14 protein-coding genes and 1 other RNA gene are annotated in these 14,218 nt (G+C 67.7%); 8 read left to right on the top strand and 7 right to left on the bottom strand.

Features of this window, described 5'->3' with window-relative positions; genetic code table 11:
- Positions 1-13: 13 nt before the first annotated feature.
- The 6 genes from AC07UK_RS11750 (at position 14) to AC07UK_RS11725 (ending at position 3,430) form a co-directional block, all read left to right on the top strand.
- Complete coding sequence (locus tag AC07UK_RS11750) at positions 14-334, top strand: hypothetical protein (protein ID WP_018311317.1); 321 nt, start codon at positions 14-16, stop codon at positions 332-334.
- Positions 331-663, top strand: a complete 333-nt coding sequence (locus tag AC07UK_RS11745; protein ID WP_114132885.1) for a cell division protein ZapA — start codon at positions 331-333, stop codon at positions 661-663. Before AC07UK_RS11750 ends, AC07UK_RS11745 begins: the two co-directional genes overlap by 4 nt.
- A 266-nt stretch (positions 664-929) precedes the next feature.
- Positions 930-1,147, top strand: a non-coding RNA gene (gene ssrS, locus AC07UK_RS11740) — 6S RNA.
- A 110-nt stretch (positions 1,148-1,257) separates the two neighbouring features.
- Positions 1,258-1,740, top strand: coding sequence for an EVE domain-containing protein (locus tag AC07UK_RS11735; RefSeq protein WP_013957809.1), 483 nt, complete (start codon positions 1,258-1,260; stop codon positions 1,738-1,740).
- A 52-nt stretch (positions 1,741-1,792) separates the two neighbouring features.
- Positions 1,793-2,617 (top strand): sulfite exporter TauE/SafE family protein, encoded by an 825-nt coding sequence (locus AC07UK_RS11730; protein ID WP_114132884.1) that lies wholly within the window; start codon positions 1,793-1,795, stop codon positions 2,615-2,617.
- Positions 2,618-2,731: 114 nt separating this feature from the next.
- Positions 2,732-3,430 carry an SIMPL domain-containing protein gene (locus tag AC07UK_RS11725; protein ID WP_494686778.1) on the top strand — a complete coding sequence of 233 codons (699 nt, stop codon included), beginning with the start codon at positions 2,732-2,734 and terminating at the stop codon, positions 3,428-3,430.
- A 48-nt stretch (positions 3,431-3,478) separates the two neighbouring features.
- Here the strand turns inward: AC07UK_RS11725 and AC07UK_RS11720 are convergent, their stop codons facing one another.
- From AC07UK_RS11720 to AC07UK_RS11700, 5 genes are all read right to left on the bottom strand, one after another.
- Positions 3,479-5,032 carry a malonate--CoA ligase gene (locus AC07UK_RS11720; RefSeq protein WP_494686535.1) on the bottom strand — a complete coding sequence of 518 codons (1,554 nt, stop codon included), beginning with the start codon at positions 5,030-5,032 and terminating at the stop codon, positions 3,479-3,481.
- 73 nt (positions 5,033-5,105) lie between these two features.
- Entirely contained in the window at positions 5,106-5,888 is a 783-nt protein-coding gene (locus AC07UK_RS11715; protein WP_494686534.1) for an enoyl-CoA hydratase/isomerase family protein, read from the bottom strand.
- Between the two features lie 44 nt (positions 5,889-5,932).
- Positions 5,933-6,946 (bottom strand): Bug family tripartite tricarboxylate transporter substrate binding protein, encoded by a 1,014-nt coding sequence (locus AC07UK_RS11710; protein ID WP_494686533.1) that lies wholly within the window; start codon positions 6,944-6,946, stop codon positions 5,933-5,935.
- 147 nt (positions 6,947-7,093) lie between these two features.
- Entirely contained in the window at positions 7,094-8,572 is a 1,479-nt protein-coding gene (locus tag AC07UK_RS11705) for a malonyl-CoA decarboxylase domain-containing protein (RefSeq protein WP_494686532.1), read from the bottom strand.
- Between the two features lie 68 nt (positions 8,573-8,640).
- Positions 8,641-9,360 (bottom strand): GntR family transcriptional regulator, encoded by a 720-nt coding sequence (locus AC07UK_RS11700; protein WP_494686531.1) that lies wholly within the window; start codon positions 9,358-9,360, stop codon positions 8,641-8,643.
- 816 nt (positions 9,361-10,176) lie between these two features.
- Between AC07UK_RS11700 and AC07UK_RS11695 the strand changes: the two genes are divergently transcribed.
- On the top strand, positions 10,177-11,271 hold the full coding sequence (locus tag AC07UK_RS11695; protein WP_494686530.1) for a YjgN family protein: 1,095 nt from the start codon (positions 10,177-10,179) through the stop codon (positions 11,269-11,271).
- Between the two features lie 29 nt (positions 11,272-11,300).
- The gene (locus AC07UK_RS11690) at positions 11,301-12,320 is read left to right on the top strand and encodes a M48 family metallopeptidase (protein WP_494686529.1); all 1,020 of its coding nucleotides are present in this window, start codon (positions 11,301-11,303) and stop codon (positions 12,318-12,320) included.
- 16 nt (positions 12,321-12,336) lie between these two features.
- On the opposite strand, the gene lgt is transcribed toward AC07UK_RS11690, so the two are convergent.
- Both lgt and AC07UK_RS11680 read right to left on the bottom strand, forming a co-directional pair.
- Positions 12,337-13,155 (bottom strand): prolipoprotein diacylglyceryl transferase, encoded by an 819-nt coding sequence (lgt, locus tag AC07UK_RS11685; RefSeq protein ID WP_494686528.1) that lies wholly within the window; start codon positions 13,153-13,155, stop codon positions 12,337-12,339.
- A 72-nt stretch (positions 13,156-13,227) separates the two neighbouring features.
- A complete protein-coding gene (locus tag AC07UK_RS11680) occupies positions 13,228-14,172 on the bottom strand; it encodes a LysR family transcriptional regulator (protein WP_436222507.1) in 945 nt (314 codons plus the stop codon).
- Between the last annotated feature and the right edge of the window lie 46 nt (positions 14,173-14,218).

Below are 14,218 nucleotides of genomic sequence, written 5' to 3'. Positions count from 1 at the left end.
CATGACAGGCCCTATGCTCACCGAACTCGAACAACTGGCCGCCAAGATCGGGCGCGTGCTGCACCATGCGGACACCCTGGCGGCGGAGAACCAGCGGCTGCGCGACGAGATCGCCCGGCTGGAGGGCGAAGCCGCGCAGTTGCGCGGCGAGCGCGAGGCCATGGCCGCCGACCGCGAACTGCTCAATATCAAGATCGAGGAAGCGCAGCTGCGCATCCAGTCCATCCTTGACAAGCTGCCGACCGCCAGCGACACGCGCCAGCTCGACCTGCTCGGCGAAGAGGCTGCGGCGCAGGGCGCCGAGCCGCACAAGGCCCCCGGAGAACACGCATGAGCAACAAGCAAGTCGAAGTCAATATCGCCGGCCAGCCCTACCGCTTCGCCATCGCGCCCGAGAACGAGGCCGCGCTGCTCGAAGCCGTGGCCCTGGTCGACACGCAAATGAACAAGCTGCGCAACGGCATCGCGGCCAAGGGCGTGGAGCGCGTGGCGGTCATGGCCGCCATCAGCATCGCCTCGGACCTGCTGTCGATGCAGCGCAAGCAGCAGGCCGACGGCGCGATCCCGGTCGATGCCATCCGCGCGCGCATCCGCGAACTCAACGACCGCGCCGACGAGGCCCTGCGGCAATATGCGCACGTGGGCACCGGTACGCGCGGCTGAGCGATGACGGGGGGATGTGCTGCGGATGCCGCGCTGCCGCGCAAAATGTAACGATACGCGCGAGTGGACTTGGTATGCCCTGCAACGCGGTGTATAGTGTAGCCAGACTGCACGAGGCACCACAGATGTGCAGCGACAGGCCAGGTTATCGCGCCCGGCCGCCGTTCTCATCCCATCCTAGTCAGAAACGGCAAACGTCTGACATCCCGCACGCGGATCCGGTTTTCCGGGCACGATGATGCGCCTGGAGAGTCAGACGTTTGACAGTTTCCCTGCCTGGTTCGTGAGGGTCATAAACTCCTTGAACCGATATGCATTGCATGGTGCGGGATCATGTCGCGTGGGCGAGCGCGTCATCGCATTCATAGTCTGGGCCTGGCTTGGACTCCCTGAGTGGATGATGTACCCGAAATGCGACTTCCGCAGCCACTCTGAACCTCACTTGGGTTCAGGATGCCGACCCAGCGGCCAAGGCGGGGACCCCTTAAAAAGGCGGTGGTTTTCTGAACCATCGCCTTTTTTCTTGCCTGCGCGTCCGCGTGCACACCCTGTGCACGCGGCGCCCTGATCTGCCTTCCATTCCTGAGCTGCGCCGTGAGCCCGAACCAGAACCAACGCGCCCGCCAGTACTGGCTGATGAAATCAGAACCGGATGAAGCCAGCATCGACGACCTGGCCCGTGAAGGCACGCTGCCCTGGACCGGCGTGCGCAACTACCAGGCGCGCAACTTCATGCGCGACACCATGCAGATCGGCGACGGCGTGCTGTTCTACCACTCGTCGTGCCCGGAGCCCGGCATTGCCGGCCTGGCCGAGGTCTGCTCAGTACCCTACCCCGACCCCACCCAGTTCGACCGCAAGAGCCCGTACTACGATGCCGCGTCCAAAGCCGACGCCCCGCGCTGGCTGCTGGTCGACGTGCGCTTCGAGCGCAAGAGCGCGCTGATCCCGCTGGCCGCATTGCGCGAGCATGAGGAACTGGCCGACATGGTGGTGCTACGTCGCGGCAACCGGCTGTCGATCACGCCGGTGACGCCGGCCGAATGGCGCTTCATCACCGGCAAGCTGATGCGCTGAACCCTGCCCGGCCGGCCCGGGCAAGGCTGATCACAACAACCCTGAAGACACGATGCAGTTCGACAACCTGCCGGTGCTGGTTCCTGCCCTGCTTGCCCTGGGCGCTTTCACCGGCTTCTGTGCCGGGCTGCTCGGCGTCGGCGGAGGCATGATGATGGTGCCCTTCCTGACGCTGCTGTTCACCAGCCTGGGCTTTGCCGACGAGGCCATCGTCCATATGGCGATCGCCACCTCGATGGGCACCATCCTGTTCACCTCATTGTCGTCCGTGCGCGCGCACCACCAGCGCGGCGCGGTGCGCTGGCCGATCGTGCTGGCGCTGGCGCCGGGCATCGTGCTCGGCGGCATGATCGGCGGCGGCAAGGTGTTCGCGGCGCTCAAGACCAGCTGGCTGTCGCTGGCCTTTGCCGGCTTCGTCGGGTTTTCCGCGCTGCAGATGCTGCGCAACCGCCGCCCCAAGCCCGGCCGGCAGCTGCCCGGCTTTGCCGGCATGGCGGGCGCGGGCGGCGTGATCGGCTTCCTGTCCAGCCTGGTGGGCGCGGGCGGCGCCTTTGTCTCGGTGCCGTTCATGACCTGGTGCAACGTGCCGATCCACAACGCGGTGGCCACCTCGGCCGCGCTCGGCTTCCCGATCGCCGCGGCCAGCGTGGCCGGCTATGTCTGGAGCGGCTGGCAGATGCCGGGGCTGCCGGCGGGATCGCTCGGCTATCTCTACCTGCCGGCCCTGCTGGTGATCGCAGCGGCCAGCGTGATGACCGCGCCGCTGGGCGCGCGCACCGCGCACCGCATGGATGTGGGCCAGCTGCGCAAGGTCTTTGCCGTGCTGCTGCTGTGCCTGGCAAGCTATATGTTGTGGAAGGCCTGGCGGGCATTCTGACCCGGACGGGGGAGGCGCGCCCGCGCCGGCTTCGCAACAATCGTTTGCAATGTCGCGGAACGATCGGGCACCCGGGCACGTCTGATACCCATCACGTTTGAATGGGAGAACAAAATGAAACAATGGCTTGCCGCCACCCTGCTGGGCACCACCGCCATCGTCGCCTCGGCGCACGGTGGCCCCACTGAAACGCCGTCGGGCGTACTGTCGCTGAGCGCGCAGGCCGTCACCGAAGTGCCGACCGATATCGTGCACCTGACGCTTGCCGCGGAGCAGGAAGGCGCTGAACCGGCCGCGATTTCCTCGGGCCTGTCGACCAGGACGCAGGCCGTCATCACGCAGGCGCGCCGCGTCCAGGGCGTGACCGCCGAGTCGGGCGGCTTCACCATCCACCCCAACACCGACCGCAACGGCCGCATCAGCACCTGGCGCGGGCGTTCCGAAGTCATCCTGAAGTCGCGCGATTTCTCGGCCGTGTCCAAGCTTGCCGGCGAGCTGGCCAGCCAGATGCAGGTGCAGAACATCGCCTTCTCGCTGTCGCGCGAAGCGCGCGAGGCGGCCGAGGCCAAGCTGGCCGAGCAGGCCATCGCCTCGTTCCGCGGCAAGGCGCAGTCGACCACCAAGCTGTTCGGCTACAACAGCTACACCATCCGCGAAGTCAGCCTGAATGAAACCGGCGTGGTGCCGCCGATGCCGCGCATGTACGGTGCTGCCAAGGCCATGATGGCCGACGCTGCGGTGCCGGTGCCGGTTGAGGGTGGCAAGACGCAGGTGACGGTGTCGGTCAACGGCTCCGTGCAGATGCTGAAGTAAGACTTCCGCGCCCTGCGCGATCGCGCAGGGCGCGGGCCATCACGGCGCTCAGAGCGTCGCGAACTGCTCGCGCAGCACGTTCTTCTGCACCTTGCCCATGGTATTGCGCGGCAGCTCGTCCACCACGTGCACGCGCTTGGGCACCTTGAAGTTGGCGATGCGGCCCTTGAGCGTGCCGATCAGCGCCGCTTCGTCGATTTCCGAACCCGGCTTGCGCACCACCACCGCCACCACCGCCTCGCCGAAATCCGCGTGCGGCACGCCGATCACGGCGCTCTCGGCCACGCCTGGCATCTCGTCGATAAAGCTCTCGATTTCCTTCGGGTAGACGTTGTAGCCGCCCGAGATGATCAGGTCCTTGCTGCGTCCGACGATGCTCAGGTAGTTGTCCGGCACCGCGCGCGCGCCGGCCTGGCTGACAATGGCGCCGCCGAAGCGGCCGACGTCGCCGGTCTTGAACCAGCCGTCCTCCGTGAATTCTTCCCTGGTCTTCTCCGGCATGCGCCAGTAGCCCTTGAACACGTTCGGGCCCTGGACCTCGACATTGCCGATCTCGCCCGGCGCGCACGGCTGGCCTTCGCCATCGACCACGCGCACCGACACGCCCGGCAGCGGCATGCCGACGGTGCCGCCGGTGCGCTCGCCCAGCGCGGCATCGTACGGGTTGGACACCAGCATCACAGTCTCGCTCATGCCGTAGCGTTCCAGGATGGTATGGCCGGTGCGCTCACGGAAGGCATCAAAGGTCTCCAGCAGCAGCGGCGCCGAGCCGGACACGAACAGCCGCATGCGGCGGCAGGTGTCGTCGTCGAAGCGCGGCTCCTGCAGCATGCGCACGTAGTAGGTCGGCACGCCCATCATCACCGTGCAGCGCGGCAGGAATTTCAGCACCTGCGCCATGTCCAGCCTGGGCGCCCAGATCATCTTGGCACCGGCCAGCAGCGCGCCGTGCGAAGCCACAAACAGGCCGTGCACGTGGAAGATCGGCAGCATGTGCAGCAGCACGTCGTCGCTGCGCCAGCCCCAGAATTCATGCAGCGTCTGCGCATTGGAGGCCAGGTTGCGGTGCGTCAGCATCGCGCCCTTGCTGCGGCCGGTGGTGCCGGAGGTGTAGAGAATGGCGGCAAGGTCGTCATCCTGGCGTGCGACCGTCTCGAAGGCATCCGGCTTGCCCGCCGCGCGCGACAGCAGCGAGCCGCTGCGGTCGTCGTCCAGCGTAAAGACGTGGTTGACGCCGTGGCGGAACGCCACCTTGGACACCCAGCCGAAATTCTTGCTGCTGCACACCACCACCGACGGCTCGGCATTGCCGACGAAGTAGTCGATCTCTGCCTCCTGGTAGGCGGTGTTCAGCGGCAGGTAGACGTAGCCGGCGCGCAGCGTCGCCAGGTACAGGAACAGCGCTTCGGGGGACTTCTCCACCTGCACCGCCACGCGAGCGCCTTCGGGCAGCTGCAGCGAGGCCAGCAGGTTGGCCAGCTTGGCGGTGGCGCGGTCAAGGTCGTCCCAGCTGTAGTACAGCCCGTCATGGGTCTCGATGCAGCAGGCGGAGCGGTCGGCGGGGAAGCGGGATTCGAACAGGGCGAACAGATTGGCGTTCATGTCGGGGATCGAACGAAAGGCTAAGGAAAACGAAGAAAACGATCGCGTGGGGAAGCAGTCATTGCAGCGTGCCCTACTCCCCACGGAACTGCGGTGGCCGGCGCGCGAGGAAGGCGGCCACCCCTTCCGTGTGGTCCGCGCCTGCGGCGTAGGCAAAATGCGCGTCCAGCTCGGCGGGCGACAGCGGTGCCGGCAGCGGCGCCAGCCGGCGGATGGTGGCCTTGTTGATGCGGGCGGCGACGGGCGCGCCGGCGGCAATGCGGCGCACCGTAGCATCGACCTCCGCGGCCAGCGCGCCGGGCTCGACCACGCGCGTCAGCAGCCCTTTGTCGCGCGCCTCGGCGGCGTCGAAGACCCGGCCTTCCAGCAGGATTTCCAGCGCGGCGGCGCGGCCCGCCAGCGCCAGCAGGCCCTGCAGCTCACCGGGCGCCATCGGGAAGCCCAGGCGGTTGATCGGCACGCCGAAGCGGCTGTCCGAGGCGGCGATGCGCAGGTCGCAGTGGCTGGCGATTTCCAGTCCGCCGCCCACGCAGACGCCTTCGATCATCGCCACGGTGGGGTGCGTGCATTGCGCCACCGCCGCCAGTGCCGGCGCGATGGTGGCCATGTGGTAGTGGCGCACCGCGGCCTCGTCGGCGCGCTCTGCCGGGAACTCGGCGATGTCGGCGCCGGCGGCAAAGTGGCCGTCGGCACCGCGCACCACCACGCAGCGCAGCGAAGTATCGGCGGACAGGCGCGCAAAGCCCGCGGCCAGCTCGCGCCACATCTGCGCGGAAATGGCGTTGAGCTTGCCCGCGTGCGACAGTGTCACGGTGGCGGTGGTGCCCTGCGTGGCAAACAATACGGTGCCGCTCATCGCCGCACCCCCTTGCATCGGATCAGCGTTGACATGGCGCCCCGTCAGTCGATCTTGGCGCCGGACTGCTGCACCACCTGCGCCCAGCGGCGAATCTCGGCGTGCAGGAACTGCGCGAACTGCTCCTGCGTAAATGCCGGCGTCTCGGAGCCGTTGTTAAGCCAGACCTGCTTGAGCTCCGGCGTGTTCAGCGCCTTCTCGGTCTCTGCGTACAGGCGGTCGACGATCTCCTTGGGCGTGCCCTTGGGCACCCACAACGCATACCAGGTCGACACGTCATAGTTGGGCACGCCCGCCTCGGCCGCGGTCGGCACGTTGGGGAACGCCGCCGAGCGCTTGCTCGAAGCCACCGCCAGCGCCTTGATGCGGCCCGCGCGGATATGCTGCGCCGACGAGCCCAGGCCGTCGAACATCAGGTCGACCTGGCCCGCGATCAGGTCGGACAGCGCCGGGCCCGCGCCCTTGTAGGGGATGTGGGTGATGAAGGTCTTGGTCTGGAGCTTGAACAGCTCGCCCGCCAGGTGGTGCGACGAGCCGTTGCCGGCCGAACCGTAGTTCAGCTTGCCGGGGTTGGCCTTGGCGTAGGCAATCAGCTCCTGCAGCGTGTTGGCCTTGACGCGGTTGGTATTGATCACCACCACTTGCGGCGGCTGCGCGATCACCGTGACCGGGATGAAGTCCTTCTCGATGTCGTAGTCCAGCTTCTTGTAGAACGACGGCGCAATCGCGTGGTGCGCGCCGCCGATGAACACCGTATAGCCGTCCGGCGCGGCCTTGGCCGCAATACTGGCGCCGACCGTGCCGCCGGCGCCGCCGCGGTTGTCGATCACGAACTGCTTGCCGAGCTGCTTGGACAACTGCGCGGTCAGCGGCCGCGCAAAGGCGTCGGTGCCGCCGCCGGCGGGAAATGGCACGATCACGGTGACGGGCTTGGACGGCCAGGTGTCGGCATGCGCTGCTGGCGCGGCGAGCATTGCGCCGGCGCCGAGGCCGGCCAGGCCCAGGGCCATGCCCGTTGCGCGCGCGCACGCGGCCAGGCTGAACTGACGACGATTCATGGGTTGTCTCCTCTCTCTTCTGCGGAAAGTCAATCTGATGGCCGCGCGACACCGCCGCGGCGCGAAGTTACTGCATGGGTCCCGACCAAGAAATGCGGCGCGTCGGGCGCCGCGGGTACCAGGGCCTGTGCCGTGACCGGACCAGGATCACAGCAGCTTCCCGACGCTACGGCTGATGCGCGGGTTGCCGGCGCCCAGGCGTGCCAGATTGTCATCCAGCGCCTCGGGCACGTAAAGATAGTTGACCATCATGCCGCAGCTCTGGCTGCGGCCTTTGCGCGACAGGTCGGCGCCCCAGTTCAGCCGCTCCACGCAGGCCCCGTTGCCCAGGTGGAAGCGCGCCACCGGATCGGCCGGCATCGACTGGTTGCGTTCGCGCACCAGGAAATGCGCGGCCAGGGTCATGGCGGTATCGCGGATCATGGTATCGGCGGCGTCCGGCACCAGCGCCTCCAGCCACCCGGCGCCGTCCGCGGGCGCCTTGCCGTGGCGCTCGCTCCAGCGCGCCAGGCGCTTGTCGCCCAGCACGCGCGCAACGGCATCGCCATCCTGCTTGCGCAGCCAGTCGGCAAACCCGGGGATCGGCGAAAGCGTGGCGAATTGATTCACTTTTGGAAATTCACGCTGGACTTCCTCGATCACGCGCTTGAGCAGGAAGTTGCCGAAGCTCACGCCGCGCAGGCCCGCCTGCGTATTGCTGATCGAATAGAAGATGGCCCACTTGACGCGGCGCAGGTCTTCCAGCGGCGCGGCCTCATCCAGCAATGTATGGACATTGGCCGCCATCTCCGGCGCGAATGCCACCTCGACAAAGATCAGCGGCTCGCGCGGGATGCGCGGGTGGAAGAACGCATAGCAGCGGCGGTCGGAATCAAGGCGGTTGCGCAGGTCGGTCCATGAGGCGATCTCATGCACGGCCTCGTAGCGGATCAGCTTTTCCAGCAGCGATGCCGGCGAATCCCAGGTGATCGGCTGCAGCTCCAGCAGGCCCACGTCGAACCAGTTGGAGAACAGCGCCTCGAGGTCTTCGTCAAGCGGGCGCAGGCCCGGCATGCGGCGCTGCCAGCGCAGCATGTCGGCGCGCAGCTGGATCAGGAAGTGCAGGCCGCAGGCGCTGTTGCCGCGCTGGCCATGCAGCGCGGCCAGCCGCTTGAAGAAGCGGATGCGCGCATTGGACAGGGCCTGGGCCAGGCCCGAAGGCCCGGCCTGCGCGCGGGCGGCGCGCGCGCCCTTGTCGCCGTCGGCCCCGGCGTCTTCACTGCCCTTGCCGCCGCCGCTGCTGGCGACTTCGGCCAGCACCGCCAGCATGCCGCGCCGGGTGGCCTCGCCGGCGGCTTCATACTCGGCCTGCCACGCCTGCGCGGCAGCATTGGCGGCGCCATCGGTCAGGCGCGCGTCGAAGCAAAGCCGCAACTGCTCGCGCTGGCGGCGCACCGCGCGCGGCGGCAGCGGCGCCTCGCCGTCGGCCGGCGTGGCGGCGGCGGCCGCCTTGGGGCTGGCCTTGGCGTCGCCCTCGCCCTTGCGTCCCCACCAGCGGCCCAGCCGCGACAGGAACTTGGAACCTGCCGGCTCGCTTTCGCCCAGCGGCGCACTGATCTTCTGGTCACCCGTGTCGAAGGAATTCATGCGGTACCTGCCTTGATGCATCGATCGGAACGTAGGAAAAACATCGGACTGGGGTTGCGGCGCCGCGGCTACTCTTCGCCGCCGGCCACGCGCAGCACCGGCGGCGCGCGCACGGCCTGGGCCGCGGCCGCCCCGGCGGTGGCACCGGCATCCAGCGTCTTGAGCGCCGCGCGCTGGCGCAGCAGGTGGGTCTTCATCATCGCCTCGGCGCCTTCGGGGTCGCGGGCCTTGAGCGCGGCGAACACGGACATGTGCTCGGCGCAGGATTCCTGGATCCGGCCCGGCAGCTTCAGGCTTTTGTGGCGCGACAGCCGCAGCACCTTGCGCAGGTCGCTGATCAGGCCCGACAGCCAGCGGTTGCCGGCCAGCCGCTGGATCGATTCGTGGATCTGGAAGTTGGTTTCGTAATAGGCATCGATGTCACCTGACTGAGCGTAGCGCGCCAGGTCGGCATGCAGGCCGTCCAGCGCGTCCAGGTCGGCGCGCGTGGCGTTGCGCGCCGCCTCATAGGCGCAGCGCCCTTCCAGCAGTGCCATCAGCGGGAAGATCTCATCCAGGTCCTGCTCGGATAGTTCATTGACGAAGCAGCCGCGGCGCGGCTCCAGCCGCACCAGGCCTTCGGCGGCCAGCACCTTGAGCGCCTCGCGCAACGGCGTGCGCGAGATGCCGAGTGTTTCGGCCATCGCGCTCTCGTCGATCCATGCGCCGGGCACCAGCGTATGCGCGTCGATCATGGCGCGCAGCCGGTCTGCCACTTCCAGGTACAACGCCTGCTGGACGATGCGCATGCTTCCCCCGGGGTCGGATGGCGTGACCGATGCGTCCCGGCCACGATCTGGCATCGGTCAGGGCAGATGCGCCCCTAGCCATAATTCATAATTATGGATTAGGACGCAAACGGTACAAGGGATTTCGATGCTGCGCTGCAAACAAGCCGGAGCGATTGGTGTCTGGTGGTTGACCGGCGAGGTGCGGTCTGTGGTGTGCGGCGTGGAGTACGGTATGAGGTGCGGCGGGCGTTTCCATGCCTCCCTGCAAGGAAACGCCCGCGCCTGAAAATACTGCAGCACTGCTTTTCATCGTCGGCGGGTACTTTCAAAAGTATCCACCGCGTGGGTCCATGGATTGCCGACGCTGGCCCTGCGCCCCCCTTTTTGAAACGCGCTTGACGCGCGGATTTTCCCGTCGCCCTGGCTGTACGTGAAGTGCCGGCAAGTGTGGCCTCTCAGCCGTCACTCCCTCCCTGGCACCTCCGTTGGCGGCTGTGGCTTGCCGCTCATCTTTGTAACAATCAAGATAGCGATTTACGTGCCAGCGTGACTAAGTCACTGATTTTATTGGCAACACGCATTCTGAAGTTGTTACAGGATACGTCTAGTGTAACAGGATGTTTCTGGAGTGTTACGAGGGTTTTCCCACATTTTCTTATGCGCCTGCCCGCCTGGCGGCAATGGCATATGCAGATTGTGCCGTGGTCGCTATTTATCAGTGCGAGAATGTGAGCGCATCGCCGCAAATGCCCGATCTAAAGTGGTTGCATTCCTGAAACTGCGGCCAAGGCCGCAATCCTGACTGTCGCTTTCCACACACACTGGAGCTCCGCCATGCAAGCTGGCAGCGATTTCACCCTGGCCGGCACCCCGGCAAACGAAGCGCCGGCGCCTGCCGAGCCGCGCTACGCCGTGCCGCGGCCGCTGGGCCTGTCCTTTACCGGATCGGGTTCGGAGTACTTCCGTATCTGGATCGTCAATGCCCTGCTGACCATCGTCACCTTCGGCATCTATTCGGCCTGGGCCAAGGTGCGCACGCTGCAGTATTTCTATCGCAACACGCGGCTCGACGGCGCGAGTTTTGACTACCACGGCAAGCCGTCCGCGATCCTGAAGGGCCGTGCCATCGTGTTCGCGCTGGTGTTTGCCTTCCAGCTCGCCTCGACGGTCTCGCCCTTCCTTGCGCTGGCGATGCTGGTGGCGCTGCTGGCGGTGTTCCCCCTGTTGCTGGTGCGCTCGTTGCGTTTCCGCATGGCCAACTCCAGCTACCGCGGCCTGCGCTTCGCCTTCACCGGCGGCGATGCCGAGGCCTACAAGGTGTTCGTGCTGTGGCCGCTGGCCGCAGTGGCCACGCTGGGCCTGCTGGGGCCGCTGGCGCACCAGCGCTTCAAGCGCTACCAGCACAACCACACCCGCTTCGGCACCGCACCGTTTGCCTTCCACGCCGACGCGGGCGATTTCTACGGCGTCTACCTGCGTGCCTTCGGCGTGATGGTCGCGCTGGTGGCGGCCGCGGCGCTGGCCGGCTTCGTGCTGGGCGCGACCGCGTCGGGCAAGGCGGGCATGGTGCTGTCGTTCAGCATCGGCGTGGGCGGTTTCTACCTGGCGCTGCTGGCCGTCAGCCCTTACGTGATGGCGCGCTTGCAGAATGTCGTGTGGAGCCACACCACGCTGGCGCCGCATGCGTTCCGCAGCGAGGTGGGGGCCGGCCGCATGGTCTTTATCTTCGTCACCAACCTGATCGCCATCGCGCTGACGCTGGGCCTGTACCTGCCGTTCGCGCGGGTGCGTTCGGCGCGCTACCGGCTCGAATGCGTAACCATGCTGGCGGCGGGCCCGCTCGACACCTTCGTGGCCGGCGAGGCGCAGCAAGTGGGTGCGCTGGGCGATGCGGCAGTAGACTGGTACGACATCGACATCGCGCTCTGAGCACGCCGTGCGCTGACCCGGCCCGCACCATGATCCCAGTCACCTTCTTCGATGGCCGCTCGTCGCGCGCGCATCCGGCCACGCTGGCCGTTGAAGCGCAGCAGGCCGTGCTGCGCGACGACTCCGGCGCCGAGCTGCGGCGCGCGCCGCTGTCGGACGTGCGCGTGTCCGAGCGCGTGCGCCGCGCGCCGCGGCTGGTCACCTTTGCCGACGGCGCCTTCTGCGAGATCACCGACCACGCCGCCTTCGACCACATGCTGGCCGCGACCGGCCATCGCGACAGCCTGGTGGCGCGCGCGCAGAACAGCTGGCGCCTGGCCGGCCTGGCCGTGGCGGCGCTGGTGGCGGTGCTGGTGCTGGGCTATTACGTGCTGCTGCCGTGGGGCGCCGGCATGATGGCGCGCGCGGTGCCGCCCGAGGTGGAGGCCCATCTCGGCAAGCTGACGCTGGCGAGCCTGGACAATGGCATGGTCAAGCCGACGCAGCTCCCGCCCGCGGAGCAGCAACGCATCCGCTCGGGCTTCGCGGCGCTGAAGCGCCCGCGCGATACCGTCCACGATTACCAGATCCTGTTCCGCCAGGGCGGCGAGATCGGCGCCAATGCGCTGGCGCTGCCGGGCGGCACCATCGTGGTCACCGACGAGCTGGTCGGCCTGGCCGGCACCGGCGCCGGCATGATGGGCGTGCTGGCCCATGAAGCCGGCCATGTCGCCAACCGGCACGGCTTGCAGCAGGTGATCCAGGGGTCGGCGCTGGCCGCGCTGTCGGCCTATCTGTTCGGGGATATCTCGACGGTGCTGGCCGGTGTGCCGGCCGCGATCCTGACGCTGCGCTATTCACGCGACCACGAGCGCGAGGCCGATGCCTTCGCGATCGAGGTGATGCAGCGCAACGGCCTGCCGCCCGCGGCGCTGGCCGATGTGCTGGTCAGGCTGGACCACCGGCGCGGTGCGGCGTCGGACGCCGAGCCGGAACGCGGCCAGGACTTCATGTCGACCCACCCGCAAACGCAGGCGCGCATCGACGCCTTGCGCCGCGCCGGCAGATAGCGCGGGCCGGAGGAACTCAGGCCGCCGGCTGCGATGCGCCGGCGCCGGGCTGGCGCCGGTAGGCCCAGACCACCATGGCGATGCCGGCCAGGATCATCGGCAGGCTCAGCCACTGGCCCATCGACAGCTTCAGCGCCAGCAGGCCCAGGAAGTTGTCGGGCTCGCGCGCGAATTCCGCGGCAAAGCGGAAGGCACCATAGCCGATCAGGAATACCCCCGACACCGCGCCCATCGGCCGCGGCTTGCGCGCGAATAGCCACAGGATGATGAACAGCGCCACCCCCTCGCCGGCAAACTGGTACAGCTGCGACGGATGGCGCGGGATGTTGTCGCCCGCCTGCGGGAAGATCATGCCCCACGGCAGATCGGTGGCGCGGCCCCACAGCTCGCCGTTGATGAAGTTGCCGATGCGTCCGGCGGCCAGCCCGCAGGGGATCATCGGCGCGATGAAGTCGGTCACCTCCATCCAGTGGCGCCGGCGCAGCTTGCCGAACAGCCACATCGCCACGATCACGCCCAGGAAGCCGCCATGGAAGGCCATGCCGCCTTCCCACACCTTGAGGATCTCGAACGGATGGGCCAGGTAGTACGACGGCTTGTAGAACAGCACATAGCCCAGCCGCCCGCCCAGGATCACTCCCAGCACGCCGAAGAACAGCATGTCGTCCAGGTCGCGCGTGGTCCAGCCCTTGGCCGCGATATGCGGCTGGCGGATGCGCAGGCGCCCGAAGCCCAGGAACATGATGAACCCGGCCAGGTACATCAGCCCGTACCAGCGGATGGCAAGCGGGCCCAGGTGGATGGCAACCGGGTCGAACTGGGGATGAATCAGCATGTTGGCGTGAATGGAGGTTGTAAAGGCCGCGGCCTGCGTATTGTCAGTGGCCTCGGTGACATTGGTGACGTGTCAGCGAGGGGCGGGCCCGGCTGCGCCCGCTTCTTGCGCGAGCGCGGTCGCAATATCGATGAACGAGCGCAGCACCGGCGCCACGCCGGCGGACGCGCCGTCGCGCCAGACCAGCCCGGTCTCGATCTGCGGGCCGGTCTCGCGCAGCGCCAGGTACGACACCCCGGTGCGGCGAAGGTTGCACAGCGACGCCGGCACCAGCGCCACGCCCATGCCCGCCGACACTAGGCTGACGATGGTCTGCATCTGGATGGCTTCCTGCGCGATCACAGGCACCAGGCCCTCGCGCGCATAGTAGCCCGTAATGATGTCATAAAACGCCGGCGCGCTTCGGCGCGGGAAGATGATCAGCGGTTCATGGGCCGCCTCGCGCAGCGAGACCGTATTGTCGCCCGCCAGCCCCCCGCCCGCCGGCCGCCAGCCGTCGGGCACGGCCAGCACCAGCGGCTCGCTCACCAGCGGCAGGTAGGCCAGCCCGTGCGGCATGGCCGGCAGCTGCGGGCGGATCACCAGGCCGGCATCGATCGCGCCCTCCATCAACGCCTCGAGTTGCACGTCGCTGGTGGCCTCCCGCAGCTGCAGCTGCACCTCCGGGTGGCGGGCGCGAAAGCGCCGCAGCAGGTCGGGCAGGATGCCGTAGTCGGCCGTGCTGACAAAGGCCAGCGACAGCGACCCCACCTCGCCGCGCGCCAGCCGCTGCGCCAGCCCGGGCAGCGCCGCGGCGTCGGCCAGCACGCGCCGCACCTCGGGCAGCCACTGCTGGCCGGCCGGCGTCAGCGCCACCGAGCGCCGCGTACGCGCGAACAGCTGCACGCCGATTTCCTCTTCCAGCGCCTGGATCTGCTGCGACAAGGGCGGCTGCGTCATCGACAGGCGCCCTGCCGCGCGGCCGAAATGCAACTCTTCCGCCACTGTGACGAAGTAACGCAACTGACGCAGGTCCAAACGCGCTCCTGATATGTTTTTCGACTCAATAAAGGTCAAATAATAT

Source organism: Cupriavidus sp. GW821-FHT07C08 (assembly GCF_059419025.1).
This window is presented reverse-complemented; position numbering and strand designations above follow the sequence as displayed.